General features: G+C 37.3%; 40 protein-coding genes and 1 pseudogene. 37 read left to right on the plus strand and 4 right to left on the minus strand.

Annotation, left to right across the window (positions count from 1 at the left end; translation table 11 throughout):
• The first annotated feature begins 260 nt into the window (after nt 1–260).
• The 36 genes from rpsJ (at nt 261) to OL234_RS00390 (ending at nt 19,290) form a co-directional block, all read left to right on the plus strand.
• On the plus strand, nt 261–569 hold the full coding sequence (gene rpsJ / locus OL234_RS00215) for a 30S ribosomal protein S10 (RefSeq protein WP_275469176.1): 309 nt from the start codon (nt 261–263) through the stop codon (nt 567–569).
• 25 nt (nt 570–594) lie between these two features.
• Entirely contained in the window at nt 595–1,224 is a 630-nt protein-coding gene (gene rplC, locus OL234_RS00220; protein WP_275469177.1) for a 50S ribosomal protein L3, read from the plus strand.
• A gap of 25 nt (nt 1,225–1,249) precedes the next feature.
• Nucleotides 1,250–1,873 carry a 50S ribosomal protein L4 gene (rplD, locus tag OL234_RS00225; RefSeq protein ID WP_275469178.1) on the plus strand — a complete coding sequence of 208 codons (624 nt, stop codon included), beginning with the start codon at nt 1,250–1,252 and terminating at the stop codon, nt 1,871–1,873.
• Nucleotides 1,873–2,163, plus strand: coding sequence for a 50S ribosomal protein L23 (locus OL234_RS00230; RefSeq protein WP_275469179.1), 291 nt, complete (start codon nt 1,873–1,875; stop codon nt 2,161–2,163). Before rplD ends, OL234_RS00230 begins: the two co-directional genes overlap by 1 nt.
• Before the next feature lie 42 nt (nt 2,164–2,205).
• Entirely contained in the window at nt 2,206–3,039 is an 834-nt protein-coding gene (gene rplB / locus OL234_RS00235; protein ID WP_275469180.1) for a 50S ribosomal protein L2, read from the plus strand.
• A gap of 49 nt (nt 3,040–3,088) precedes the next feature.
• Nucleotides 3,089–3,367: a 30S ribosomal protein S19 gene (gene rpsS, locus OL234_RS00240; RefSeq protein WP_166006959.1), complete on the plus strand. Its 279-nt coding sequence runs from the start codon at nt 3,089–3,091 to the stop codon at nt 3,365–3,367.
• 22 nt (nt 3,368–3,389) lie between these two features.
• Nucleotides 3,390–3,737, plus strand: a complete 348-nt coding sequence (gene rplV, locus OL234_RS00245) for a 50S ribosomal protein L22 (RefSeq protein WP_275469181.1) — start codon at nt 3,390–3,392, stop codon at nt 3,735–3,737.
• 16 nt (nt 3,738–3,753) lie between these two features.
• Nucleotides 3,754–4,419 (plus strand): 30S ribosomal protein S3, encoded by a 666-nt coding sequence (gene rpsC / locus OL234_RS00250; protein WP_275469182.1) that lies wholly within the window; start codon nt 3,754–3,756, stop codon nt 4,417–4,419.
• Between the two features lie 2 nt (nt 4,420–4,421).
• Nucleotides 4,422–4,856: a 50S ribosomal protein L16 gene (gene rplP / locus OL234_RS00255; RefSeq protein WP_275469183.1), complete on the plus strand. Its 435-nt coding sequence runs from the start codon at nt 4,422–4,424 to the stop codon at nt 4,854–4,856.
• A complete protein-coding gene (rpmC, locus tag OL234_RS00260) occupies nt 4,846–5,034 on the plus strand; it encodes a 50S ribosomal protein L29 (protein ID WP_275469184.1) in 189 nt (62 codons plus the stop codon). The genes rplP and rpmC overlap by 11 nt, the downstream gene beginning before the upstream one ends.
• A gap of 24 nt (nt 5,035–5,058) precedes the next feature.
• Entirely contained in the window at nt 5,059–5,331 is a 273-nt protein-coding gene (gene rpsQ / locus OL234_RS00265; RefSeq protein WP_126831832.1) for a 30S ribosomal protein S17, read from the plus strand.
• Nucleotides 5,332–5,383: 52 nt separating this feature from the next.
• Nucleotides 5,384–5,752, plus strand: a complete 369-nt coding sequence (gene rplN / locus OL234_RS00270; protein ID WP_275469185.1) for a 50S ribosomal protein L14 — start codon at nt 5,384–5,386, stop codon at nt 5,750–5,752.
• Between the two features lie 33 nt (nt 5,753–5,785).
• A complete protein-coding gene (gene rplX / locus OL234_RS00275; protein WP_275469186.1) occupies nt 5,786–6,097 on the plus strand; it encodes a 50S ribosomal protein L24 in 312 nt (103 codons plus the stop codon).
• A gap of 27 nt (nt 6,098–6,124) precedes the next feature.
• Nucleotides 6,125–6,664 (plus strand): 50S ribosomal protein L5, encoded by a 540-nt coding sequence (gene rplE, locus OL234_RS00280; protein ID WP_275469187.1) that lies wholly within the window; start codon nt 6,125–6,127, stop codon nt 6,662–6,664.
• Between the two features lie 18 nt (nt 6,665–6,682).
• Entirely contained in the window at nt 6,683–6,868 is a 186-nt protein-coding gene (locus OL234_RS00285; RefSeq protein WP_016184192.1) for a type Z 30S ribosomal protein S14, read from the plus strand.
• Between the two features lie 33 nt (nt 6,869–6,901).
• Entirely contained in the window at nt 6,902–7,300 is a 399-nt protein-coding gene (gene rpsH / locus OL234_RS00290) for a 30S ribosomal protein S8 (RefSeq protein ID WP_275469188.1), read from the plus strand.
• 29 nt (nt 7,301–7,329) lie between these two features.
• Nucleotides 7,330–7,866 (plus strand): 50S ribosomal protein L6, encoded by a 537-nt coding sequence (gene rplF / locus OL234_RS00295; protein WP_275469189.1) that lies wholly within the window; start codon nt 7,330–7,332, stop codon nt 7,864–7,866.
• A gap of 101 nt (nt 7,867–7,967) precedes the next feature.
• Complete coding sequence (gene rplR / locus OL234_RS00300; RefSeq protein WP_275469190.1) at nt 7,968–8,318, plus strand: 50S ribosomal protein L18; 351 nt, start codon at nt 7,968–7,970, stop codon at nt 8,316–8,318.
• Nucleotides 8,319–8,338: 20 nt separating this feature from the next.
• Complete coding sequence (rpsE, locus tag OL234_RS00305) at nt 8,339–8,839, plus strand: 30S ribosomal protein S5 (protein WP_275469191.1); 501 nt, start codon at nt 8,339–8,341, stop codon at nt 8,837–8,839.
• Between the two features lie 13 nt (nt 8,840–8,852).
• Nucleotides 8,853–9,032 carry a 50S ribosomal protein L30 gene (gene rpmD, locus OL234_RS00310; protein WP_275469192.1) on the plus strand — a complete coding sequence of 60 codons (180 nt, stop codon included), beginning with the start codon at nt 8,853–8,855 and terminating at the stop codon, nt 9,030–9,032.
• 40 nt (nt 9,033–9,072) lie between these two features.
• Nucleotides 9,073–9,513 (plus strand): 50S ribosomal protein L15, encoded by a 441-nt coding sequence (rplO, locus tag OL234_RS00315; RefSeq protein ID WP_275469193.1) that lies wholly within the window; start codon nt 9,073–9,075, stop codon nt 9,511–9,513.
• Nucleotides 9,513–10,814, plus strand: a complete 1,302-nt coding sequence (secY, locus tag OL234_RS00320) for a preprotein translocase subunit SecY (protein WP_275469194.1) — start codon at nt 9,513–9,515, stop codon at nt 10,812–10,814. Before rplO ends, secY begins: the two co-directional genes overlap by 1 nt.
• 57 nt (nt 10,815–10,871) lie before the next feature.
• The gene (locus OL234_RS00325) at nt 10,872–11,522 is read left to right on the plus strand and encodes an adenylate kinase (protein ID WP_275469195.1); all 651 of its coding nucleotides are present in this window, start codon (nt 10,872–10,874) and stop codon (nt 11,520–11,522) included.
• Nucleotides 11,523–11,731: 209 nt separating this feature from the next.
• Nucleotides 11,732–11,950 carry a translation initiation factor IF-1 gene (gene infA, locus OL234_RS00330; RefSeq protein ID WP_275470159.1) on the plus strand — a complete coding sequence of 73 codons (219 nt, stop codon included), beginning with the start codon at nt 11,732–11,734 and terminating at the stop codon, nt 11,948–11,950.
• A 32-nt stretch (nt 11,951–11,982) separates the two neighbouring features.
• On the plus strand, nt 11,983–12,096 hold the full coding sequence (gene rpmJ, locus OL234_RS00335; protein WP_009488082.1) for a 50S ribosomal protein L36: 114 nt from the start codon (nt 11,983–11,985) through the stop codon (nt 12,094–12,096).
• Between the two features lie 18 nt (nt 12,097–12,114).
• A complete protein-coding gene (gene rpsM, locus OL234_RS00340; protein ID WP_275469196.1) occupies nt 12,115–12,480 on the plus strand; it encodes a 30S ribosomal protein S13 in 366 nt (121 codons plus the stop codon).
• Between the two features lie 28 nt (nt 12,481–12,508).
• Nucleotides 12,509–12,898, plus strand: a complete 390-nt coding sequence (rpsK, locus tag OL234_RS00345) for a 30S ribosomal protein S11 (protein WP_126831819.1) — start codon at nt 12,509–12,511, stop codon at nt 12,896–12,898.
• 80 nt (nt 12,899–12,978) lie between these two features.
• Complete coding sequence (locus OL234_RS00350; protein ID WP_275469197.1) at nt 12,979–13,917, plus strand: DNA-directed RNA polymerase subunit alpha; 939 nt, start codon at nt 12,979–12,981, stop codon at nt 13,915–13,917.
• A gap of 27 nt (nt 13,918–13,944) precedes the next feature.
• Entirely contained in the window at nt 13,945–14,325 is a 381-nt protein-coding gene (gene rplQ / locus OL234_RS00355) for a 50S ribosomal protein L17 (protein ID WP_275469198.1), read from the plus strand.
• A gap of 423 nt (nt 14,326–14,748) precedes the next feature.
• Entirely contained in the window at nt 14,749–15,588 is an 840-nt protein-coding gene (locus OL234_RS00360; protein ID WP_275469199.1) for an energy-coupling factor ABC transporter ATP-binding protein, read from the plus strand.
• Nucleotides 15,564–16,454, plus strand: coding sequence for an energy-coupling factor ABC transporter ATP-binding protein (locus tag OL234_RS00365; protein ID WP_275469200.1), 891 nt, complete (start codon nt 15,564–15,566; stop codon nt 16,452–16,454). The genes OL234_RS00360 and OL234_RS00365 overlap by 25 nt, the downstream gene beginning before the upstream one ends.
• Nucleotides 16,448–17,245 (plus strand): energy-coupling factor transporter transmembrane component T family protein, encoded by a 798-nt coding sequence (locus OL234_RS00370; protein WP_275469201.1) that lies wholly within the window; start codon nt 16,448–16,450, stop codon nt 17,243–17,245. Before OL234_RS00365 ends, OL234_RS00370 begins: the two co-directional genes overlap by 7 nt.
• 61 nt (nt 17,246–17,306) lie before the next feature.
• A complete protein-coding gene (truA, locus tag OL234_RS00375; protein WP_275469202.1) occupies nt 17,307–18,062 on the plus strand; it encodes a tRNA pseudouridine(38-40) synthase TruA in 756 nt (251 codons plus the stop codon).
• 160 nt (nt 18,063–18,222) lie between these two features.
• Nucleotides 18,223–18,651 carry a 50S ribosomal protein L13 gene (gene rplM / locus OL234_RS00380; RefSeq protein ID WP_302471698.1) on the plus strand — a complete coding sequence of 143 codons (429 nt, stop codon included), beginning with the start codon at nt 18,223–18,225 and terminating at the stop codon, nt 18,649–18,651.
• Nucleotides 18,652–18,664: 13 nt separating this feature from the next.
• Nucleotides 18,665–19,057, plus strand: a complete 393-nt coding sequence (gene rpsI, locus OL234_RS00385; protein WP_275469204.1) for a 30S ribosomal protein S9 — start codon at nt 18,665–18,667, stop codon at nt 19,055–19,057.
• 107 nt (nt 19,058–19,164) lie between these two features.
• The gene (locus OL234_RS00390) at nt 19,165–19,290 is read left to right on the plus strand and encodes a hypothetical protein (RefSeq protein ID WP_275469205.1); all 126 of its coding nucleotides are present in this window, start codon (nt 19,165–19,167) and stop codon (nt 19,288–19,290) included.
• A 419-nt stretch (nt 19,291–19,709) separates the two neighbouring features.
• Here OL234_RS00390 and nagE read toward each other — a convergent pair.
• A pseudogene (gene nagE, locus OL234_RS00400) lies at nt 19,710–21,705 on the minus strand (N-acetylglucosamine-specific PTS transporter subunit IIBC).
• A gap of 60 nt (nt 21,706–21,765) precedes the next feature.
• On the minus strand, nt 21,766–22,611 hold the full coding sequence (locus tag OL234_RS00405) for a PRD domain-containing protein (RefSeq protein WP_275469208.1): 846 nt from the start codon (nt 22,609–22,611) through the stop codon (nt 21,766–21,768).
• A 437-nt stretch (nt 22,612–23,048) separates the two neighbouring features.
• On the opposite strand from OL234_RS00405, the gene murB reads away from it, so the two are divergent.
• Nucleotides 23,049–23,954 (plus strand): UDP-N-acetylmuramate dehydrogenase, encoded by a 906-nt coding sequence (gene murB / locus OL234_RS00410; protein WP_275469209.1) that lies wholly within the window; start codon nt 23,049–23,051, stop codon nt 23,952–23,954.
• A gap of 33 nt (nt 23,955–23,987) precedes the next feature.
• Here the strand turns inward: murB and OL234_RS00415 are convergent, their stop codons facing one another.
• Both OL234_RS00415 and OL234_RS00420 read right to left on the minus strand, forming a co-directional pair.
• Nucleotides 23,988–24,596, minus strand: coding sequence for an ECF transporter S component (locus tag OL234_RS00415; protein ID WP_275469210.1), 609 nt, complete (start codon nt 24,594–24,596; stop codon nt 23,988–23,990).
• A 107-nt stretch (nt 24,597–24,703) separates the two neighbouring features.
• Nucleotides 24,704–25,711 (minus strand): acrylyl-CoA reductase family protein, encoded by a 1,008-nt coding sequence (locus OL234_RS00420; RefSeq protein ID WP_275469211.1) that lies wholly within the window; start codon nt 25,709–25,711, stop codon nt 24,704–24,706.
• Nucleotides 25,712–25,911 lie beyond the last annotated feature (200 nt).

Genomic DNA, 25,911 nt, shown 5'->3' on the forward strand with positions numbered 1-25,911 from the left:
TTTCTCAGTAAATAGTTGCGGAATGACACACAAATGAAATAATTTATTTCATGAAAAAAGCTTGCAATAAAGCTTTATCTTTTGTATACTGTTTAAGGTGCTAGTTATATAATAGCAAGCGCGAGTGGGGATGTTAGTAGAAACCCTGCGGCTGAGAAGCGAGAGGTTGCGACACACCCGGACGCATTGCCATGGGAGGCTGTGTCGGTATTTTCGTGGAGCTATGTCTACTTTTCAAAATAGGCGAAGGAGGGAACAAGATGGCAAAACAAAAAATTCGTATCCGTTTAAAAGCGTATGAACACCGTATTTTAGATCAATCAGCGGAGAAAATTGTGGAAACAGCAAATAGAACTGGAGCTGACGTATCAGGTCCGATTCCATTACCAACAGATCGTTCTGTTTACACTGTTATCCGTGCGACTCATAAATACAAAGATTCTCGTGAACAATTCGAAATGCGAACTCACAAACGTCTAATTGACATTGTGAATCCAACACCAAAAACAGTTGACGCTTTAATGAAGCTTGACTTACCAAGTGGTGTAAATATCGAAATTAAGTTATAACAATTAAAAGGATGGAGGTGCACTCATGACTAAAGGAATCTTAGGAAAAAAAGTAGGAATGACGCAAATTTTCACTGAAAATGGCGAATTAATCCCAGTTACAGTAATCGAAGCCACTCCAAACGTTGTTTTACAAGTTAAAACAATGGATACAGATGGTTACGAAGCAATTCAATTAGGTTACCAAGACAAGCGTGAAGTATTAGCGAACAAACCTGCGAAAGGTCATGTTGCAAAAGCAAACACGGCTCCTAAGCGCTTCATTAAAGAGTTTAAAGATGTTGAGCTAGGAGATTACGAAGTAGGTAAAGAAATTAAGGTAGATATCTTCGAAGCAGGAGACATCATTAACGTTACAGGAACAACTAAAGGTAAAGGTTACCAAGGCGTTATCAAACGTCATGGTCAATCTCGCGGACCAATGAGTCACGGTTCTCGTTACCACCGTCGTCCTGGGTCAATGGGTCCAGTAGATCCGAATAGAGTATTTAAAAACAAAAAATTAGCTGGTCAAATGGGTGGCGATCGTGTCACTATTCAAAATCTAGAAGTTGTACGTGTAGATGCTGAAAAAAATGTTATCTTAGTTAAAGGTAACGTACCAGGTTCTAAAAAATCATTAGTACAAATCAAATCAGCGAAAGCTGGGAAATAATCGTTAAAGAGAGGAGGACTAAGGAATGCCAACTGTAGCATTATTCAAACAAGATGGTACTAAAAATGGTGAAGTTACTTTAAACGACGCTATTTTCGGTATCGAACCAAACGAAAATGTTGTTTACGATGCAATTATCATGCAACGTGCTTCATTAAGACAAGGAACACATGCGGTTAAAAACCGTAGCGCTGTTCGCGGTGGTGGACGTAAACCATGGAGACAAAAAGGAACTGGACGCGCGCGTCAAGGTTCAATTCGTTCTCCACAATGGCGTGGCGGTGGAGTTGTCTTCGGACCAACACCACGTTCATACAGCTACAAACTTCCTAAAAAAGTTCGTCGTTTAGCAATCAAATCTGTTTTATCAGAAAAAGTTGCAGAAAATAAATTAGTTGTTGTAGATGCATTAGGATTTGATGCACCAAAAACTAAAGGATTTAAAGAAGTTTTAGCTAACTTAGAAGTATCTACTAAAGTATTAGTAGTTTTAGAAAAAGGAAATGACTTTGCAGCGTTATCAGCTCGCAACTTACCAAATGTTTCTGTAGTAGAAGCAGACAACGTAAGTGTGTTGGATGTAGTAGCTAACGATAAAATGTTAATTACTCAAGCTGCTCTTACTCAAGTCGAGGAGGTGCTTGCATAATGGAATTACTAGACGTAATTAAACGCCCTGTTATTACTGAAGCTTCAATGTTAGCTATGGACGAGAAAAAATTCACATTTGACGTGGATACTCGTGCTAACAAAACTTTAGTTAAACAAGCTGTGGAAGCAGCTTTCGATGGTGTAAAAGTTAAAAACGTGAACATCATGAACGTTAAACCGAAATTCAAACGCATGGGTAAATATGCAGGATATACGAAAAAACGTCGTAAAGCGATCGTTACATTAACAGAAGATTCAAAAGAAATTCAATTGTTTGATGCTGAATAGTCAGCGCTAGACTCTAATTTTTAATTAGGAGGGAACAGAGACGTGGGAATTAAAAAGTATAAACCGACCACTAACGGACGTCGTAATATGACAAGTTCTGATTTCGCTGAAATCACAACGTCAACACCTGAAAAAACTTTATTACAACCAATGAAAAACAACGCTGGACGTAATAACATGGGTCGTATTACTGTACGTCATCAAGGTGGCGGACACAAACGTCAATACCGTGTGATTGACTTCAAACGTAACAAAGACAACGTTGTAGGTCTTGTTAAAACGATCGAGTACGATCCAAACAGATCAGCAAACATTGCTTTATTACATTACACAGATGGTGTGAAAACATACATCTTAGCACCAAAAGGATTAGAAGTTGGAATGCAAGTAGTATCTGGTGATAATGTTGATATTAAAGTAGGTAACGCGTTACCACTTGCCAACATCCCAGTAGGTACTGTTGTACACAACATCGAAATGAAACCAGGTAAAGGCGGACAATTAATCCGTTCTGCTGGTACTAAAGCGCAAGTTTTAGGTAAAGAAGGAAAATACGTTTTAGTTCGCTTAAATTCAGGTGAAGTACGTATGATCTTAGCAACTTGCCGTGCTACAATCGGTTCAGTTGGTAACGAACAACATGAGTTGATCAATATTGGTAAAGCCGGCCGTAGCCGTTGGATGCGTAAACGTCCAACTGTACGTGGTAGCGTAATGAACCCTAACGATCACCCACACGGTGGTGGTGAAGGTAAAGCACCAATCGGACGTCCAAGCCCAGTTACACCTTGGGGTAAACCAACACTTGGTTACAAAACTCGTAATAAAAAAGCTGCATCTGACAAACTTATTGTTAGACGTCGTAAAACAAAATAATAAAACACTCATGGCTGCTTAAGCCATACAATTTGAGAGGAGGTTCACCATGGGCCGTAGTTTGAAGAAGGGACCTTTTATTGATGAGCATTTAATGAAAAAGGTTGAAGCTCAAAAAGATTCTGAAAAGAAAAGTGTTATCAAAACATGGTCACGTCGTTCAACAATTTTCCCTAACTTTGTAGGGTATACAATTGCTGTCTACGATGGACGTAAACATGTTCCAGTCTATATTCAAGAAGACATGGTAGGACACAAATTAGGTGAATTTGCACCAACAAGAACATATCGTGGTCACGTTGCCGACGATAAAAAAACAAAACGCTAATTATTGAGGGGAGGAATTGCAAATGTCAGAACAAATCATTTCAGCAAGAGCAACTGCGAAAACAGTTCGTACTTCACCTCGTAAGTCTCGTATCGTAATCGATTTAATCAGAGGGAAAAGCGTAGCAGAAGCTATCTCAATCTTAAAATTCACGCCTAATAAAGCGGCGGGAGTTATTGAAAAAGTATTGATGTCAGCTGTTGCCAATGCAGAAAACAACTATGATTTAGACGTTGAAAAATTGGTAGTATCTGAAGCATTTGTTAACGAAGGACCAACTATGAAACGTTTCCGTCCTCGTGCGAAAGGTTCAGCATCACCAATCAACAAAAGAACAAGTCATCTTACAGTAGTAGTGACAGAGAAGTAAAAAGGAGGGACAACCAGTGGGCCAAAAAATTAATCCTACAGGACTTCGTGTCGGCGTTATCCGTGACTGGGACGCTAAATGGTATGCTGAAAAAGAGTATGCTGAATACTTACACGAAGATTTAAAAATTCGTAAGTTTGTCTCATCAAGACTTGCCGATGCCGCTGTTTCAAAAGTGGAAATCGAACGTGCTGCAAAACGCGTGAACGTTTCACTTCACACAGCTAAACCAGGAATGGTTATTGGTAAAGGTGGATCTGAAGTTGAGAACATTAGAAAAGAATTAGTTAAATTAACTGGTAGAAAAGCTAATGAAATCCATATCAACATTGTGGAAATCAAAAAACCAGATTTAGATGCCAAATTAGTAGCGGAAGGAATTGCACGTCAGTTAGAAAACCGTGTTGCATTCCGTCGTGCTCAAAAGCAAGCAATTACTCGTACAATGAGATCAGGAGCTAAAGGGATTAAAACTCAAGTTTCAGGTCGTTTAAATGGTGCAGACATCGCTCGTGCTGAAGGTTATTCTGAAGGTACAGTGCCATTGCATACATTACGTGCAGATATTGACTATGCATGGGAAGAAGCAGATACTACATACGGAAAACTAGGAGTTAAAGTGTGGATTTATCGCGGAGAAGTTCTTCCAACACTAAAAAACACTGAGAAAGGAGGGAAATAATCATGTTAGTACCTAAACGTGTGAAATACCGTCGTGAGTTTAGAGGTAAAATGCGTGGAGAAGCTAAAGGTGGTAAAGAGGTAGCATTTGGAGAATACGGCTTACAAGCTGTTGATTCAAGCTGGATTACTAACCGCCAAATTGAGGCAGCACGTATCGCTATGACTCGTTATATGAAACGTGGCGGGAAAGTATGGATTAAAATTTTCCCTCATAAATCTTATACATCAAAAGCAATTGGCGTTCGTATGGGTAAAGGTAAAGGAGCTCCTGAAGGATGGGTTGCACCAGTTAAACGTGGTAAAATCATGTTTGAAATTGCTGGCGTACCAGAAGAAGTTGCTCGTGAAGCATTAAGACTTGCTTCTCACAAATTACCTGTTAAAACTAAGATTGTAAAACGTGAGGAAATGGGTGGTGAATCGAATGAAGGTTAAAGATATCAAAGAGTTAACCACTGCCGAAATGCTTGTCAAAGAAAAGGAATTTAAAGAAGAATTATTCAACTTAAGATTCCAACTTGCTACAGGTCAGCTAGAAAACACTGCGCGTATTCAAGAAGTGCGTAAATCGATTGCACGCATTAAAACAGTGTTGCGTGAACAAGAAAAGTAACATTGGAAGGAGGCCATTAGACGAATGACTCAAGATCAAGAGAGAAATCAACGTAAAGTTTACCAAGGACGCGTTGTTTCAGACAAAATGGATAAAACTATCGTTGTTGTTGTAGAAACTCGTAACGCTCATAAAAAATACGGTAAACGTGTTAAATATTCTAAAAAATACAAAGCACATGATGAGAACAATGTTGCCAAAACAGGAGACATCGTGAAAATTATGGAAACTCGTCCATTATCCGCTACAAAACGTTTCCGTTTATTAGAGGTCGTTGAAGAAGCAGTTATTATCTAAGCGAGATTTTCCTATATAGATTGAAGCTAAAATCTGAAAGGAGGATACTATAGTGATCCAAACAGAAAGTCGTTTGAGAGTAGCTGATAACTCAGGTGCTCGTGAGGTTCTAACAATTAAAGTGTTAGGCGGATCAGGACGTAAGACAGCCAACATTGGTGATATTATTGTGGCTACGGTTAAACAAGCAACGCCAGGTGGTGTTGTTAAAAAAGGTGAAATCGTTAAAGCTGTTATCGTTAGAAGTAAAACAGGAGCTCGTCGTACAGACGGTTCTTACATTAAATTCGATGAAAATGCATGTGTAATCATCCGTGACGACAAGAGTCCTCGTGGAACACGTATTTTCGGACCAGTCGCTCGTGAATTACGTGATAGCAATTTCATGAAAATTATTTCACTAGCACCAGAAGTATTATAATCAATTCTTGTCCAAAGGAGGTGCGAAAGAATTATGTTTGTTAAAAAAGGCGATAAAGTAAAAGTTATCACTGGTAAAGACAAAAATAAAGAAGGCGTAGTATTAACTGCGTTTCCTAAACAAGATCGTGTCATCGTTGAAGGTGTTAACATGATCAAAAAACATCAAAAACCTAGCGCTGCGGCTCCTCAAGGAGGAATCGTTGAAACAGAAGCATCAATTCACGTGTCAAACGTGATGGTAATTGACCCATCAAACGGCGAACCAACTCGTGTTGGATTCAAAGATATCGATGGTAAAAAAGTACGTGTTTCTAAACGCACAGGTGAAGTATTAGATAAGTAGTAAAGAACGGAAGGAGGGACCTATAGAATGAACCGCCTAAAAGCAAAATATGTTAAAGAAATCACTCCATCATTAATGGAGAAATTCAATTATACATCTGTAATGCAAACACCTAAAGTTGAAAAGATTGTTATCAACATGGGTGTCGGTGATGCAGTAAATAACGTAAAAAACTTAGACAAAGCTGTTGAGGAGTTAACATTAATTTCTGGTCAAAAACCAGTTATTACAAAAGCTAGAAAATCTATCGCTGGTTTCCGTCTACGTGAAGGTATGCCAATCGGCTGTAAAGTAACTTTACGTGGCGAAAGAATGTATGAATTCTTAGACAAACTAGTAACAGTTTCTCTACCTCGTGTACGTGACTTCCACGGTGTAAGTAATAAATCATTTGACGGTCGTGGTAACTTCACATTGGGAGTTAAAGAACAATTAATTTTCCCAGAAGTAGATTACGATTTAGTAGATAAAGTACGTGGTATGGACATCGTTGTTGTTACAACTGCTAACACAGATGAAGAATCACGTGAATTATTAACACAACTTGGAATGCCATTCCAAAAATAATTAAAGGAGGCGAACTACTTGGCTAAAAAATCAATGATTGCTAAAAACAAACGTCCTGCAAAATTCTCAACACAAGAATATACGCGTTGTGAACGTTGTGGCCGTCCACATTCAGTTTATCGTAAATTTAAACTTTGCCGTATTTGCTTCCGCGAACTTGCCTATAAAGGACAAATTCCCGGCGTGAAGAAAGCTAGCTGGTAACAAAAAACCCGCATAAAGGAGGTAAATAGTTCAATGGTCATGACAGATCCAATCGCAGACTTTTTAACTCGCATTCGTAATGCGAACATGGTTAAACATGATATGTTAGAAGTACCTGCATCAAAAATTAAATTTGATATCGCTGAAATCTTGAAACGTGAAGGATTCATCCGCGACGTTGAAAAAATTGAAGATGATAAACAAGGCATCATTCGCGTATTCTTAAAATACGGAAAAAATGAAGAACGTGTAATCACGAACTTAAAACGTATTTCTAAACCAGGTTTACGTGCTTATGTGAAATCTGATGATGTACCTAAAGTTTTAAACGGCTTAGGTATTGCTATCATTTCAACTTCTGAAGGTGTTATCACTGATAAAGAAGCTAGAGAACGTAACATTGGTGGAGAAGTTATCGCATACGTGTGGTAATCGAAACAAACTAGAAGGAGGTGTCTTGAATGAGCCGTATTGGTAATAAAGTAGTCATCATTCCTGCAGGTGTTACAGTAACACAAAACGGAGATGACGTAACAGTTAAAGGACCTAAAGGTGAATTAACTCGTACTTTCGCTAAAAATATTACAATGAATATTGAAGGTAATGAAGTAACTTTCACACGTCCGAATGACAATAAAGAAAATCGTGCGATGCATGGAACAATGCGTGCCAACTTCAACAACATGGTTGTTGGTGTAAGTGAAGGCTTTGAAAAAGCATTAGAACTTATCGGGGTTGGTTACCGTGCCCAATTACAAGGATCAAAACTTGTACTTAACGTTGGATACTCTCATCCAGTTGAGTTTGTTGCTCCAGAAGGCGTAACAATTGAAGTTCCTGCAAACACAAAAGTTATCGTTAAGGGTGCTAACAAAGAACACGTTGGCGAATTAGCGGCTAACATCCGTGGAGTACGTCCTCCAGAACCTTATAAAGGTAAAGGAATTCGTTATGAAGGCGAATTTGTACGACGTAAAGAAGGTAAAACTGGTAAATAATAAGTGTATAAGATGGACAAGAAAGGTTTTCGACCGAGTATTGTTCTTCGACCGCTTATATTTTAGTTGTTTTGCATAAAAATATAAAAGAGGTGACAATTGTGATTTCAAAACCAGATAAGAATAAAGTACGCCAAAAGAGACATGGTCGCGTACGTGCGAAAATCTCTGGTACTGCTGAGTGCCCACGCTTGAACGTTTTCCGTTCTAACAAAAACATCTACGCACAATTAATTGATGACGTAGCGGGTGTGACGCTAGCAAGTGCCTCTACCTTAGAAGTTACAGGTGGAAACAAAACTGAATCTGCTTCAGCTGTTGGTGCATCAATCGCCAAAAAAGCAACTGAAAAAGGTATCAAAGAAGTAGTTTTTGACCGTGGTGGTTACCTTTACCATGGCCGTGTTGCAGCACTAGCTGAAGCAGCACGTGAAAACGGACTAGAATTTTAGTAGAAGGAGGAACACCATTCATGGTTTATATTGATCCAAAAGGTTTGGAATTAGAAGACCGCGTTGTTGCGATTAACCGTGTTACAAAAGTTGTTAAAGGTGGACGTCGTCTACGTTTTGCTGCTTTAGTCGTGGTTGGTGACAGAAATGGTCACGTTGGATTTGGTACAGGTAAAGCTCAAGAAGTACCTGAAGCAATCCGTAAAGCAATTGAAGATGCTAAGAAAAACTTAATCGAAGTACCAATGGTTGGTTCTACAATCCCTCACGAAGTTATCGGAGTATACAGTGGTGGACGCATCATGATGAAACCTGCTGTTGCCGGTGCTGGAGTTGCCGCTGGTGGCCCCGTTCGTGCCGTATTGGAATTAGCTGGTGTAGCTGATGTTACAAGCAAATCATTAGGTTCTAACACACCTATCAATGTGATTCGCGCTACTGTAGAAGGTTTAGCTCGTTTAAAACGTGCTGAAGAAGTAGCTGAATTACGTGGTAAAAGTGTGGAAGAAATTTTAGGATAAGGAGGACATAGTAATGGCTGATTTAAAAGTTACTCTAAAAAGAAGCGTTATCGGACGTCCTCAAAACCAAAAAGATACAGTTAAAGCTCTTGGTTTGAAAAAAATCAACAGCTCTGTTGTAAAACCTGATAATGTTGCCATTAAAGGTATGATCAACACTGTTTCACATTTAGTGGACGTAGAAGAAGTATAAAACAATTTTTTGAATTACTAAAAGAGGAGGTGCCAAGAATATGAAACTTCATGAGTTAAAACCTTCAGAAGGTTCAAGACATGTACGTAATCGTGTAGGTCGCGGAACTTCATCTGGTAATGGTAAAACAGCTGGCCGTGGTCAAAAAGGACAAAAAGCTCGTTCAGGTGGTGGAGTACGTTTAGGATTTGAGGGTGGTCAAACACCATTATTCCAACGTTTACCAAAACGTGGATTTACTAACATCAACCGTAAAGAGTACGCTGTTATCAACTTAGAAACTCTTAACAGATTTGAAGATGGAACAGAGGTAACACCAGCTATGCTTGTTGAATCTGGTATCATCAAAGATGAAAAAGCAGGAATTAAAGTATTAGCTAAAGGTGAATTAACTAAGAAATTAACAGTGAAAGCTGCTAAATTCTCTGATTCAGCTAAAGCTGCTATCGAAGCTGCTGGCGGTTCAATCGAGGTGATCTAATGTTTAAACTATTGAAAGATGGTTTTAAAGTAAAAGAGATTCGTCAAAAAATATTTTTTACTTTGTTCATTTTATTATCTTTTAGAATTGGTTCTCATATCACTGTCCCTGGTGTTGATGCGCGAGCATTAGTTCAGCTAAGTGATAATCCATTATTTAATATGATGAATACAGTTAGTGGTAGTGCTATGAAAAACTTCTCATTGTTCGCAATGGGAGTTTCGCCATATATAACCGCTTCTATCGTTATTCAATTGTTACAGATGGATATTGTACCTAGATTTGTTGAATGGTCAAAACAAGGTGAGACGGGACGTCGTAAATTAAGTCAAGCTACGCGTTATTTAACATTAGTATTGGGCTTTGTTCAATCTATTGCCATAACAGCAGGGTTTAATCAATTTGCTAGTACCTATGATTTTGTTGATAAGCCAGATGTAACAACCTATTTAACGATTGGAATCATTTTAACTGCAGGGACGATGCTTGTAACTTGGATGGGTGAACAAATTACGGAAAAAGGAATTGGTAACGGAGTTTCAATGATGATTTTTGCTGGGATTATAGCCCAATTACCAAGAGGAATTCTGAATCTTTACGAGGATTACTTCGTAAATATTTCTCCTGATAAATTAGGTCAATCTGCATTATTTGTTGCGGGACTTGTGCTTGCTATTCTAATTATCGTAACATTTGTCACTTATGTTCAACAAGCTGAAAGAAAAATTCCTATTCAGTACACAAAGCGTGTTGCAGGAGCACCACAAAGTAGCTATTTACCTTTAAAAGTAAATGCAGCTGGGGTTATCCCAGTAATCTTTGCAAGTTCCCTGATTTCAACACCAAGTGCCATCATGCAATTATTTGCAAGCACAAAAGGGGATGAAACTTGGTTTAAAGTTTTATCTGAAATGTTTAATTATTCTACCTTACCAGGTGGAATACTGTATACCTTACTGATTATCTCATTCACTTTCTTCTATGCATTTGTTCAAGTGAATCCTGAGAAAGTTGCCGAAAACTTGCAAAAGCAAGGCAGCTATATTCCAAGTGTGCGTCCGGGTAAAGGAACTGAAGATTATTTATCTTCACTTTTACTAAGATTAAGTACAGTTGGCTCAATATTCCTTGCACTTGTTGCAATCATTCCGATTGTGGCACAAAATGTTTGGAACTTACCAGCTTCGATTGGTTTGGGTGGAACAAGTCTTTTAATTGCCATAGGAGTAGCGTTAGAAACTGCGAAACAATTAGAAGGATTGTTGATGAAACGTAAATATACAGGTTTTATCGTCAAGTAAGAGGTGTGTGTTGAGGATTATCCTCAGCACTAACTCGAACTTATAGGAGGAAAACGTATGAATCTCATTATAATGGGGCTACCAGGTGCTGGTAAAGGCACTCAGGCAGAACGTATTATTGATACTTACGGAATTCCACATATTTCTACTGGAGATATGTTCCGTGATGCTATGAAAAATGAAACTGCTTTGGGATTGGAAGCTAAATCTTATATAGATAAGGGCGCGTTAGTTCCAGACGAAGTAACAAATGGTATTGTGAAGGATCGTTTATCAGAGCCAGATACAAAAGCTGGTTTCTTATTAGATGGGTTTCCTCGTACTATTGAACAAACACATGCTTTGGAAGAAATTCTAAAAAGTTTAGGCAAACAAATTGATGCCGTAATTAATATTCATGTAGAGGAAGATGTTTTAATTGAACGTCTTGCTGGTCGTTTTATTTGTCGCGATTGTGGTGCTACGTATCACAAAGTTAATAATAAACCTAAAGTCGAAGGAACGTGTGATCGTTGTGGAGGTCATGATTTCTATCAACGTGAAGATGATAAACCTGAAACGGTTAAAAATCGTCTAGCTGTTAATATAACAGGTAGTGCACCAATTCTAGACTTCTACAAAAACGGTAATCTTTTAAACACAATCGATGGAAATCGCGATATTAGTCTTGTCTTTGATGACGTTAAAGCCATTATTGATACGATCTAATTTCTTAAGCTAAGTGAGTAACCATTATTCTTGTGAATTTGTTTTTGCCTTAGCAATCTTATGGTTGTGTAATAAAATGTCTCTGTCATCTTTTAAATAGCTCATTCTTGTGCTATAATATTTGAGTTGAGGTGTTTTAGGTGGAAACAAACGTCCACCGATTTTTTTATCGTGTGAAAATGCGAAACAAGTATAAGGAGGTACTATGTGTGGCGAAAGAAGATGTGATTGAAATTGAAGGTACAGTCGTCGAAACTTTGCCGAATGCAATGTTTAAAGTAGAACTTGAGAACGGACATGAAATTTTAGCGCATGTTTCTGGTAAAATCAGAATGCATTATATTCGTATCCTTCCAGGAGATAAAGTGACTGTAGAATTATCACCGTATGATTTATCACGCGGTCGCATTACTTATCGCTTTAAATAATTGTACTCCGTAAAATTCAAGGAGGTATAATCATGAAAGTAAGACCATCAGTAAAACCAATTTGCGAAAAATGTAAAGTAATTCGTCGTAAGGGACGCGTTATGGTTATTTGCGAAAATCCAAAACATAAACAACGTCAAGGATAATAGGAGGTGTAACACATAATGGCTCGTATTGCAGGAGTAGATATCCCTCGTGACAAACGCATTGTTATTTCATTAACATACATCTATGGTATTGGAAAAACAACTGCTCAAAAAGTCTTAGCGACTGCCGGAGTATCTGAAGATATTCGTGTTCGTGAATTAACGAATGATCAATTAGATAAAATCCGTGCAGAAGTGGATACATTAAAAGTTGAAGGTGACTTACGTCGCGAAACAAACTTAAATATCAAACGTTTGATGGAAATCGGTTCATACCGCGGAATCCGTCATCGTCGTGGATTACCAACTCGTGGACAAAACACGAAAAATAATGCACGAACTCGTAAAGGCCCAGCTCGTTCTATCGCTGGTAAGAAAAAATAATAAATAAAGTGAAGGAGGTTAGAACTTCATGGTAGCAAAAAAGGTTAGCAGAAAACGCCGTGTGAAAAAGAATATTGAATCTGGGATTGCACATATCCATTCAACATTCAACAATACAATCGTTATGATTACTGATGTACATGGGAATGCTATTTCTTGGTCATCAGCTGGAGCTTTAGGTTTCAGAGGCAGTAAAAAATCAACTCCTTTTGCAGCTCAAATGGCAGCAGAAGCAGCAACTAAAGTTGCAATGGAACATGGTTTAAAAACTGTTGATGTAACAGTTAAAGGACCAGGTTCAGGACGTGAAGCAGCAATTCGTTCATTACAAGCAACAGGATTAGAAGTGACAGCAATTCGTGACGTCACTCCAGTTCCTCATAATGGATGCCGCCCTCCAAAACGCCGTCGTGTTTAATGAGCGTCTTTCATTTTGAGTGTGAACTTAAGAACGTCATTGAACAAGACACTTTCGTTTTGAAAGGGGTATAGATAAGAATGATTGAATTTGAAAAACCAAGAATCACAAAAATTGATGAAGATAGAGATTATGGCAAGTTCGTCATCGAGCCTCTAGAAAGAGGTTACGGGACTACTTTAGGTAATTCTCTGCGTCGTATATTATTATCTTCTCTACCAGGAGCAGCGATTACGACTCTACAAATTGAAGGTGTGTTACACGAATTCTCAACCGTTACTGGTGTACGTGAAGACGTGACTCAAATCATCTTGAATATTAAAGGGTTGGCTTTAAAGCTGTATACTGAAGAAGAAAAATCCCTTGAAATTGATATTACTGGTCCAGCTAATGTAACAGCAGGCGACATTATCACTGATAGTGATGTAGAAATCTTGAATAAAGATTTACACATTTGTAGTGTTGCTGAAGGAGCTACTTTCCGTGCTCGTTTAACAGTTAAACCAGGACGTGGATATGTTCAAGCAGACGAAAATAAAAAAGAAGATATGCCAATTGGTGTATTGCCAGTCGATTCTATTTACACACCAATTCGTCGTGTTAACTACCAAGTAGAAAACACTCGTGTTGGACGTCGTGATGACTTCGACAAATTGACATTAGACGTTTGGACAGATGGTTCAATTATGCCACAAGAAGCTATTAGTTTAGCTGCTAAAATTCTAACTGAGCATTTAGATATTTTTGTAAACCTAACTGATGAGGCTAAAAATGCTGAAATCATGGTTGAAAAAGAAGAAACTCAGAAAGAAAAAATGTTGGAAATGACTATCGAAGAGTTAGACTTGTCAGTACGTTCATACAACTGTTTGAAACGTGCCGGTATTAATACCGTACAAGAATTAACTGATAAATCTGAACCGGAAATGATCAAAGTACGTAACTTAGGACGTAAATCACTTGAAGAAGTTAAAAACAAGCTTCATGATTTAGGTTTAGGACTACGTCAAGACGATTAATACTTTCTTATAAGGAGGGAAACTAACGTGAGCTATCGTAAATTAGGACGCACTAGCAGCCAACGTAAAGCTATGTTGCGTGATTTAACGACTGATTTAATCATTAACGAAAGAATTGTTACTACTGAAGCCCGTGCTAAAGAAGTACGTTCTACAACTGAAAAAATGATTACTTTAGGAAAACGTGGGGATCTTCATGCTCGCCGTCAAGCTGCTACTTTCGTAAGAAATGAAGTTGCTGAAGTACGTGAAGAAAATGAAGCTATCGTGGTTGAAACTGCATTACAAAAATTATTCAGTGATATCGCACCTCGCTATGCAGAACGTAATGGTGGTTATACTCGTATTTTAAAAACAGAACCACGTCGCGGTGACGCAGCTAAAATGGTTATTATCGAACTTGTTTAAATTCAATAGCTATACCATCACTTTATAGATGATTCACTTAGAGTGTTATGATGTTGGGGATTTATCCCCGAGTCTAGCTCGTGGCATCTCCCTAGTTTTTGACTAGGGAGTATGCACTCATCATAAAGTGTTTTTTTGTATCTATGACCACTTGTCGTAAATAGACAAAAGCACTTTATTTAAAAAGAAATAAAGTTGAGAGAATCAGATACGTAAACAAAGAATCACTTTATTCAGTCAATTATATTGAATAATTGTTGGTTTTTTGGTAGTCTTATACGTGTTAAAGATGATGTTAGCTATGAAAATATAAAAAAGAGCTAGCTGGTTAAGGTTAGCTCTTTTTTTTAATATTATCTGCTATTTGGATAGGAATAATGCTAAAATATAGTGATACATAGATTAGACTAGTGAGGGAAAGTAATGAATCCAATTATACAATTAGAACATGTTAGTTTTAACTATCAAGAAGATCAAACAATCCTTGCTTTAAATGATGTTTCGTTTACGATTAACAAAGGCGAGTGGATTGCCATTATTGGTCATAATGGTTCAGGAAAATCTACACTTGCCAAGACAATCAATGGACTAATCATGCCAAGTGAAGGTGAGATTACAGTAGATGGTTTAAGTTTAAATGAAGAGAATGTTTGGAAGATACGTGAAAAAATCGGAATGGTATTTCAAAATCCAGATAATCAATTCGTTGGTTCCACAGTAGAAGATGATGTTGCATTTGGTTTAGAGAATCAAGGCGTTCCTCGTTCTGAAATGCTAGTGAGAGTTTCTGAGGCTTTAGAAAAAGTTAGAATGTCAGATTTTAAAACGAAAGAACCAGCCCGTTTATCAGGCGGACAAAAACAACGCGTGGCTATTGCGGGGGTAGTTGCCTTAAGCCCTGATGTTATTATTTTAGATGAAGCAACCAGTATGCTTGACCCTGAGGGACGTATGGAAGTTATTTCAACGATTCAAAAGTTAAAAAAAGAAAAAGAATTGACGGTTATTTCTATTACTCATGATATTGATGAAGCAGCAAATGCCAATCGAGTGTTGGTAATGAAAGCAGGCCAACTGGTCCAAGAAGGGACTCCTGAGGAAATTTTTTCTGCAGGCGAACAATTAGTAGAAATGGGCTTAGATTTACCATTTCCAGAAAAATTAAAAATAGAGTTAACTAAGTTAGGGATTAATCTACCAGCAGAGTATATGTCAGAAGAAGGGATGGTGGAGTGGTTATGGACATCAAGTTTGAGAAAGTAGGCTTTACTTATCAACCTAATACACCATTCGAGCATCGTGCGTTATTTGATATTGATTTGGACATTCAAGAAGGCTCTTATACAGCAATTGTTGGTCATACAGGCAGTGGTAAGTCTACGCTATTGCAACATCTTAATGCTTTAGTCAAACCAACTAAAGGTACAGTTAGAATTGGTGACCGTGAAATTGTTTCTACAACGAGTAATAAAAATTTAAAAGATATTCGTAAGCAAGTTGGTATTGTTTTTCAATTTCCTGAGGCACAACTTTTTGAAGAAACTGTTGCCCGTGATATTGCTTTTGGACCTAAGAATTTTGGGGTAAGTGAGGAAGAGGCTTTACTCTTAGTGAGTAAAACGTTAAGATTAGTTGGCTTAGATGATTCTTATATGGAGCGTTCTCCTTTTGATTTATCTGGAGGTCAGATGCGTCGTGTCGCGATTGCGGGTGTTTTGGCTATGGAGCCTTCAGTTTTAGTCTTGGATGAGCCAACGGCGGGATTGGATCCTCAAGGACGCTTAGAAATGCTTGAAATGTTTCATAAATTACACAAAGAAATTGGCTTAACAATTGTGCTAGTTACCCATCTAATGGATGATGTGGCTAATTATGCTGACTATGTAGTAGTTCTTGAAAAAGGAACAGTTGTTAAGCAAGGAGTTCCTAATCAAGTCTTTAATGATGTTCAATGGTTAAAGAATAAACAATTAGGGATTCCAACTGCGGCTGAATTTGCGCAAAAATTACAAGCCAAAGGATTTGATTTTACTGAATTACCACTAACTACAAAAGCATTAGCAGAGGTGCTTCAAAAAAAAATTGAAACAGCTGACTCGAGTACACAGGCAGGTGACGAAGAATGTTAGAAAAATTAATATTTGGTCGCTATATTCCTGGCGATTCGATCATTCATAAATTAGACCCACGTGCGAAATTAATTGCTAGTTTTTATTTTATAGGGATTATCTTTTTATGCAATAATTGGCAATCCTATTTATTTATGTTTATTTTTACTTTAGGAGCAATTTTGTTATCAAACGTTAGCGTGAGATTCTTCATTCGTGGTGTTAAACCTTTGATTTGGTTGATTTTATTTACAGTTATTTTACAAGTCCTTTTTACTAAAGGAGGGACGACTTATTTTGAATTTGGGATTATTTCTCTAACTGAATTTGGTTTGATGAATGGGGCGTTTATTTTCAGTCGTTTTGTTTTAATCATTTTTATGTCAACCTTATTAACCCTGACAACGCCACCACTGGCTTTATCTGATGCGATTGAGTATCTATTACGGCCGTTGAAAGTCGTGAAGTTTCCAGCTCATGAGGTGTCATTAATGTTGTCAATTGCTTTGCGATTTGTGCCAACCTTAATGGATGAAACAGAAAAGATTATGAATGCGCAACGTGCCAGAGGAGTTGACTTTGGTGAAGGAAACTTGGCTCAAAAAATGAAAGCAATTGTTCCATTATTAATCCCATTGTTTGTCAGTAGCTTCAATCGTGCGGAAGATTTAGCCATTGCTATGGAAGCAAGAGGCTATCAAGGTGGCGAAGGTCGTACCAAATATCGTCAATTGAAATGGGAAAAAAATGATAGCCTAGTTATTCTAACTTTTGCTATTGTGACCGTGATTTTAGTACTGTTACGTTATTAATAAAATCAAAGTAAGCAGTTCTCTAATTTAGAGGCTGCTTTTTTATAAGGAGAGAATTATTATGCCAAGATATAAAGCTATTATTGCCTATGATGGGACTAATTATTGTGGATTTCAATCACAAGATAATGGTAAGACCGTTCAAGGTGAAATCGAAAGAACCTTAAGCAAATTAAACAATGGAAAAAGAATCATAGTTCATGGATCAGGAAGAACGGATTCAGGTGTCCATGCTAAGGGACAGGTTATTCATTTTGATTTGGATCATTTTCGAGATGAAGAAAAATTTCGTCATGCTTTGGATACACAATCTGCTGATGATATCGCTGTAAAGTCAGTTGAGATAGTAGATGAAGCCTTTCATGCAAGGTTCAATGCTCAGGGGAAAACTTACCATTATTTAGTCGATTATGGGAAACCGAAGAGTCCTTTTACACGTTTTTATGCCGCTTTTTATCCCTATGATTTAGATATTAAAAAGATGCAAGAAGCACTTGATAAAGTCGTAGGAACTCATGATTTTTCGGCTTTTTGTGCAACGGGTACAAGTATTGAAAATAAAGTTAGAACTATTTATGAGGCAAAAGTGGAAGAAATTGGACAAGACCAATTAAGATTTACCTTTAGAGGCAATGGGTTTTTATACAAAATGGTGAGGATTTTAGTAGGGACAATGCTTAAAGTAGGTAATAATCGCTTGCCAGTTTCAGAAATTGATACGATCCTTGCAAGTCATAATCGAAATTTAGCAGGACCTACAGCTCATCCGGAAGGTCTATATTTGATGGAAGTTTATTATGAGGATAGTAAAAAATAAAAAACATCAGAATTTATAACATGATTTTGTTGACATTAAATCTATTTAAGGCTATCATGGTAAGTGGTATTGTTTGCCCCACGATGAGCCCCGGAAACTTATTGTGTCAAACATCACAGACTTATTAAATTGGAGGAAAACAAACGTGCGTACAACATATATGGCCAAAACTGGCGAAGTAGAACGTAAATGGTATGTAGTAGACGCTACAGACGTACCTATGGGTCGTCTTTCAGCAGTAGTAGCATCTATCCTACGTGGTAAAAATAAACCAACATTCACACCTCATGTGGATACTGGTGATTTCGTAATCGTAATCAATGCAGACAAAATTAAATTAACAGGTAACAAAGCAAGTGACAAAATGTACTACCGTCACAGTATGTACCCAGGTGGTTTAAAATCAGTTTCAGCTGGCGAATTACGTGATAAAAATTCACGTCGCTTAATCGAAACTTCTGTAAAAGGAATGCTTCCTAAAAATACTTTAGGTCGTAAACAATTATCTAAATTACATGTGTATGGTGGCGAAGAGCATTCTCATCAAGCACAACAACCTGAAGTATTAGATATCACTAACTTAATTTAAGGAGGGAATTTCATTGGCTAAAGTACAATATATCGGCACAGGCCGTCGTAAAAACTCTGTAGCTCGCGTTCGTTTAATGCCAGGTACAGGTAAAATCGTTATGAACAACAAAACAATCGAAGAATATATCCCACACGCTGACTTACGTAAAGTAATCAACCAACCTTTCGCTGCAACTGCAACTGAAGGCATGTATGATGTTTTCGTAAACGTTAATGGTGGAGGATACTCTGGTCAATCTGGAGCAACTCGTCACGGTATCGCTCGTGCGTTGTTAGAAGTAGATCCAGATTTCCGTAGCGCTCTTAAAACTCAAGGGTTACTTACTCGTGACTCACGTATGGTTGAACGTAAAAAACCAGGTCTTAAGAAAGCTCGTAAAGCTTCACAATTCTCAAAACGTTAATATTTTTATATCAACGATTCGGACGTTTCACAACTTTGTTTGTGGAACGTCTTTTTTATTAAAAAAATAGGTATGATTTATGGTTATATCTCAAAGGTGGAGAAAAAATGAAAGCTAAAGAAAAAATGTTAGAAGTTATCAAAAATAAACAATCAGGTGGGCGCGTAAAGAAAATGGATGCTCCTAAAAATGATCGTAAAAATATGCGCAAAGGGCCAAAAATTTTTAATTAAAAAGACTTGTAAGTTAAAGATAGTCCAGTGATGTATGAAGCACCTATCAGTGAAGATGAGGTGTTTTTTTATCGCTCTGCGGGATCCTCTATAGATTGTGGACAAGTTTAGAGAATAAAAATTTGTTAGCCTGATATTATAGTACCTATCTTTGATTTGGATAACTGTGTACAATTGTCAAATTAGCGTTTAAAAGTTATTAACAAGGGGTAACTTTTAAATAGGCAGTAATTTTTGTGGATAACAAATTCTAATCAATATTTAGAAGGCTGTGGATAAAGTACTAAGGGTCTTAAAAAGAGATCTAAGCATAAAAGAAAGTTGATATGTGGATAAGTCTTGAATAATGTTTTATCGCGTTTAAAAGACAGTTTATAGTTAAATTTTTGTAATAAAAAAACACCCTAACGGGTGTTTTTTTATTTTGTCACATCGATAGCGATAACTTCTTGGTTTGCTTTAACAGGTCCTTCAGTAACTGTAGGCATATCTTTTACTAGATCCATGTTTGTAATAGCGATAACGATTGTTGAGGTTGTATTTGTTTTTTCTAACTCAGCTAAGTCCATTGTCGCTAATTTAGTTTCAGGTGTCACTTTTTGACCTTCTTTAACAAAAACTTCAAAAGGAGCACCGTTTAATTCAACAGTATCGATTCCCATATGAACTAATATTTCTAAACCATTGTCTGTTGTCATTGTGACAGCGTGTTTTGTAGGGAAGACACTTACGATTGTTCCAGCAACTGGTGAGTAAACATCGTTACTAGTTGGTTGAACGCCGTAGCCATCACCTAACATTTTTTCTGAGAAGACGTTGTCTTCAACTTTGTTGATTGGAATTAGGTTACCATCTGCAACAGCATGGAAACTTGTTTTTTTATTTTTCTTTAAAAAGTTAAACATGTTAAATCCTCCAATAATTAGTGATATAGTAGCTTTTTAGCTTATCACACAGTATACACTATTTTTTTAATTTTGACATTTCGTCGGCAACAAATTGAACTTCTGTTCCAACGATGACTTGAATATTTTTATCATCAATTTTTTTAACGCCAGGAACATTTGTTGCTTTTATTTTAGCTTCATCAACTTTAGACATATCTTCAACAACTAAACGTAAACGAGTTGTACAATTATCTATGGAAGTAATATTATCACTACCGCCTAAGCCTTCAATAATTTGTGTAGCCATTCCGGTAAATTTATTACCACCTTCTGGAACGCCTACTACATCAGTTGCCTCAACGGTAACTTTTTCACGTCCAGGTGTCATTAAGTTGAATTTTTTAATCATAAAGTCAAATAAGAAGAAGTAGATAAGTGCAAAGACTAGACCTTGTAATAGTAACATAAAGGGTTTGTTTGCAAGGGGTAAACGAGAACTTAGGATAAAGTCAACGAAACCAGCACTAAAAGCAAAACCAGCAGTCCAATGCATGAATGCTGCAAAAGCAACTGAGATCCCCATTAAGACGGCATGAGTAAAGTATAACATTGGTGCAACGAACATAAATGAGAACTCAAGAGGTTCTGTTACGCCTGTAAAGAAAGCGGCAAAACCAGCTGCCAGCATTAATGAGGCTGTCGCTGTTTTGTTTTCAGGAAGTGCGTTACGATAAATAGCATAAGCTCCTGCTGGTAAACCAAACATCATAATTGGGAAGAAACCAGCTTGGTACATACCAGTAACCCCTTTTTCACCAGTACTTGCCCAGAAATTACCAATATCATTGATACCTGCAACATCAAACCAAAATACTGAGTTTAAAGCGTGGTGTAAACCAGTTGGAATTAATAGACGGTTAAAGAATCCATATAAGCCGGCGCCAACAGCCCCTAAACTTGAAATACCCGTTCCGAATGAAACCAATCCAGCGTAAACAACTGGCCAAACAAATAATAATATTAATGAAATAACTAACATTGCTAAAGCTGACATAATTGGTACTAGACGCTTACCACTAAAGAAAGAAAGTGCCATAGGCAATTGGACTTTACTAAAGCGATTGTACATTGTTGCAGCAACTAGACCTGAGATGATCCCAATAAAAGCATTGTCAATTTTTGAAAAAGCAGCATTGACTTCTTCGACAGGAATACCTTGCATTTGGCCAACAACAGCGGATGATAACAGTGTTGTCACAACCAAAAAGGCTACTAGTCCACTAAGAGCGGCTGCGCCATCTTTATCTTTTGACATTCCAAGTGACAAACCGACAGCAAATAAGATAGGTAAATGATCAATAATTGCACCACCAGCTTTTACTAAGAATACCGCAATAAAGTTAGGATCTCCTCCTTGCATAATTTGTGGGTCAATCCAATATCCGATACCCATTAAAATAGCTGCAGCAGGTAACACTGCTACGGGTAGCATCAATGAACGTCCCATACGTTGTAAATATGTCTTCATTGTATAAAACCTCCAAAAAATTTTATTTATATCTAAACATGTCAAGCATGTTCAAATTAACTAAGAGTGTTGCTGTAGGAGCTGATCTGACAGACGTTCGATATGAAGGGTAATATAGCCCAATTCTTCACTAGGAATGATTAAACCGTAGTTAACTTGGGCCATCTTAGCAATTTTTTCAGCAATTTTATAGCTGCGTTGATATTTAGTTTTGACAAGCTGAAAGACATCATCATCCATTGAATGAAATTTACTTTGATAGATACGCTCGACTACATAGCGCAAGTGTAAGACTAAACGAGAATAGTTGAGCCCCATGTTCATATCAGTAAAATTCACTTCCAATTCATCCGCGATGACCTCGACCATTGAGGAGATGATTGTCACTTCACGAATACTCTTTTTCGTTGAAGCTTGTCCAGAAAGGGCACTATGAAAATGAATGGCAATATAAGCTGCTTCATCAATCGTAAAGTCTTGTGAAAAGCGCTCGCGTAAATAAGTAATCGCCCACTCTGCTGCTCGAAACTCTTCAGGATATAAAATCTGTATTTCATTGAGTAGTTTGTTTCGAATAACAATGCCATCTTTGATACGGTCACTGGCAAAGGCAATATGGTCTGCCAAAATGGAGTGGATATGTTCATTAAATTCTGTTTGCAACATTTTTTCAGCCGCTTCAATAATTTCTTCAGAGGCAATAAAGAATTCCGGATCAATATTTTGGAATAATTGTTGCATCTTATTTTGAGTATCTGCAGCTAAATATTCATGCTCTACTTCGTGTCGAGGGACAAGATCATTTTTTTTCTTATTAAAGCCAATCCCTTTTCCTGTAACGATTTTTTGTGAGTCGTTATCTGAAACCATTACAGCATTTTGATTAAATACTTTGATAATTTTCATGATGTCCTCCTTTTTGACTAATTAAAAATAGACATGGAAAAGAAAGGTCCTCTAAAGTAGGGGATCTTCTTTTCCATGCCTAGTATTATCTAGTCACATGAATTGCTATCAATATTATCTAGTATTATAGCATAGGGAATTACTTAAATAAAGGTCAAAATAAGTAATTGACAATAAAACGTCTCAAACTCAACTTGTGGATAACCCTGTGGATATGTGTATAAGTTTATGTTAACATATTAATTGTGCACATTTTTGAGAGAGAATGAGAAAGTATTTAAAAGAATCTATGTGGAAAAAGTGTGGACACTAGTAAAATTATTTTTAGTAAATGGACACGAATATCTGTATTTACTAAATATCATAATGTGCTACTAGTCACAAGTAAAGGTCCGTGCTAAAATAAATAAAACGAGACAAGGAAAGGAACTGTTATTGTGAATAAAACTAAAATTATGGCTGATTTGCCAAACATGAGATTATTATTTGATGAACCGTTGTCCAATTATACCTTTACGAAAACCGGTGGACCGGCAGATGTACTTGCTTTTCCTAAAAATACGAATGAAGTAAAAGAATTAGTTGATTATTGTAATCAAGAAGCGATCCCTTTTATGGTATTAGGAAATGCTAGTAACTTAATTGTACGTGAGAAAGGGATTGCTGGTGTTGTCATGATGTTAGAAGATATGGCAGAGATGGTAATTGAAGGAACTGATTTGGTAGTTGAAGCAGGAGCCAAGTTGGTTGAAACAGCTAAATTTGCTTTTGAACATACCTTAACTGGCTTAGAGTTTGCTTGTGGTATCCCGGGAAGTATCGGGGGAGCGATTTATATGAATGCCGGAGCTTACGGTGGTGAAGTTGCCAATGTTGTAAAATCTGTAGACGTGGTTTGGGAAAATGGAACATTTGAAACATTAGATAATGACACGTTGAAATTTTCCTATCGTCATAGTAAACTGCAAGAAAAATCTGGTGTGGTAATTTCTGTTCGGTTTGCGTTAGCTAAAGGAGAAAAAGAAGTTATCGGAGCACGTATGGCTGAACTAACAGAATTACGTGAATCAAAACAACCATTGGAGTATCCATCATGTGGTAGCGTCTTTAAACGTCCAGAAGGTCATTATACGGGTCAATTAATTCAAGAAGCAGGCTTGCAAGGATTAATTTGGGGTGGTGCCCAAATTTCAACTAAGCATGCTGGCTTTATTGTCAATATTGACAATGCAACAGCTACAGATTATGTTGAGTTAATCCAACATATTCAGAAAACGATTTTAAAAGAGTTTAATGTTGTTTTAGAAACTGAAGTCCGCATTATTGGTAGAAAAGAAGCTTAAAAAAGAACGTGCGATTATCGCACGTTCTTTTTTTCAATCTCTTTTATCAGGAGATAGGGAGGTAGCTTTAAAAATAGCTTTGACAATAATTGGTGTAATAATCACTGCAGCAATTATTTCTGGCACGCCATTTGTCAAGATTGCTGCGCCAAGCACTGTCCATAGTCCTGCTGCAGTAGTGCCAAATGATTCAGCAACAGGTGTAGTATAGAGTAACCCCATTAAACCAAGAACTAAGAATGTATTGGTGAGCGTCCCAAGTGCTGCTGCAATCATGGTTGAAACTGATAATTTTTGACTTTTTTTGTATAAAATGGTGAAAATAACGCCTGTCACGAGACCAACTATAACACGAGGTAAAACAGAAATAATTGGGTTAGTGAAGACAAGTGTATCCATTGGGGTCGTTGGCATAGTCCATGCCCTGATTAATGTTGTTAGTCCCCACATTAAGCCAATAAACATCCCATCTTTTGTACCTAAAGTAATGGCAGCAATGATGACAGTAATATGAACAATGGTTAGACTAATTAAACCCAAAGGGATAAAGCCTAAGAATGGGACCATACCTTGAATTAGAATAATCGCCGTTAAGATGGCACGAATTGTTAAACGGTATGTTTTATTTCTTCTATCTTTCATAATAGCTCCTTTGGTGGTATTTTAGAAAATCATTGTTTCTATCATAAAAAGTTAAGACTTCAAAGTCAAGTTTATTTAGATTTATTTAATGGAAGTTAAGGATTGGCTTAATCTGTTAACTTTACTAAATAACGACCTGTCATTTTTCCTGATAATAATTGTTGAAAAGCATCGGGTAATTCATCTAAGGACAATTCTGCCAGCGTCGTTTTTTCCAGCAAGTCTGGTAACATATCGTGAGCTAGACGGTTCCAAATATAAAGACGACGTTCAGGTGAAATATTAACAGAATCAATTCCTAAAATTGAGATGCCTCTTAAAATATAAGGTAAAACGGTCGTTTCAAAAGCAATTCCTCCAGCATTCCCACATAGTGAGATACTACCATCATAGGCAATTTGTGGTAATAGCAGTTCTAACTGTTTTCCGCCAACAGTATCCAAGATAAAGTCGTAATTTTGTGCCATTAAGGGGCGTACTGTATCAGTTGCTAGTTCATCGGGTGTTATCACTTTAGAGATGCCCAGTTCTTTGAAGTAGTCACTAGCAAGATTTTTTTTCCGGGATAAGGCAGTGATATTATGGTAGCCCATTTTTTTCAGCATGCCAATGGCTAAACTAGCGACACCTCCTGAGGCACCTGTTACTAAGATTCTTGCTTCTGGGTGTTGACGGAGACCTTGACGTTCTAAAGCATTGATTGAAAGTGCTGCTGTGAGACCTGCTGTCCCAAGGACCATAACTGTTTTTAAATCTAGACCTTCAGGAATTGGAACTATCCATTCCTGAGGTACTTGAGCAAATTCACTGTACCCTCCGCTATGTGAGACGCCAAGTCCATAGCCGGTTACTAATACATTTTGACCGACTTTAAACTGTGAAGAGCCTGGATCAATAACCGTACCGCTCAGATCAATTCCTGGAATCAAAGGATACTGTCGCACGACACCTGAATTTTGTTGGCTAGCTAAGGCATCTTTATAGTTCACGCTAGAGTAAGCAACTTTAATTAGGACATCTCCAGGTGATAGGTCTTGGCGAGTTTGTTTTTTGATAGTAGCGATTAAGTTATTATTTTCTTGAAAGTCTAAGACGAGTGCATTGAAATGAGTCATAATAATCCCCCTAGTAGTCATTTAGTTATCTAGTCTCAGTATAAGAAAAAAATAGAAAAAAAGCGACTTTAAATTCATTAAATTCGATTGAAATTTAATGATGAAGCTTGTATACTAGTTTTTGCTTGGTAAACATTAAGTTTAGTAAAAGTATATTTTTATCTTTTAAGTTTACTTTGACTATACTCGGAGGTATACGT

This window comes from Vagococcus intermedius (assembly GCF_029144185.1).
GTDB lineage: Bacteria > Bacillota > Bacilli > Lactobacillales > Vagococcaceae > Vagococcus_D > Vagococcus_D intermedius.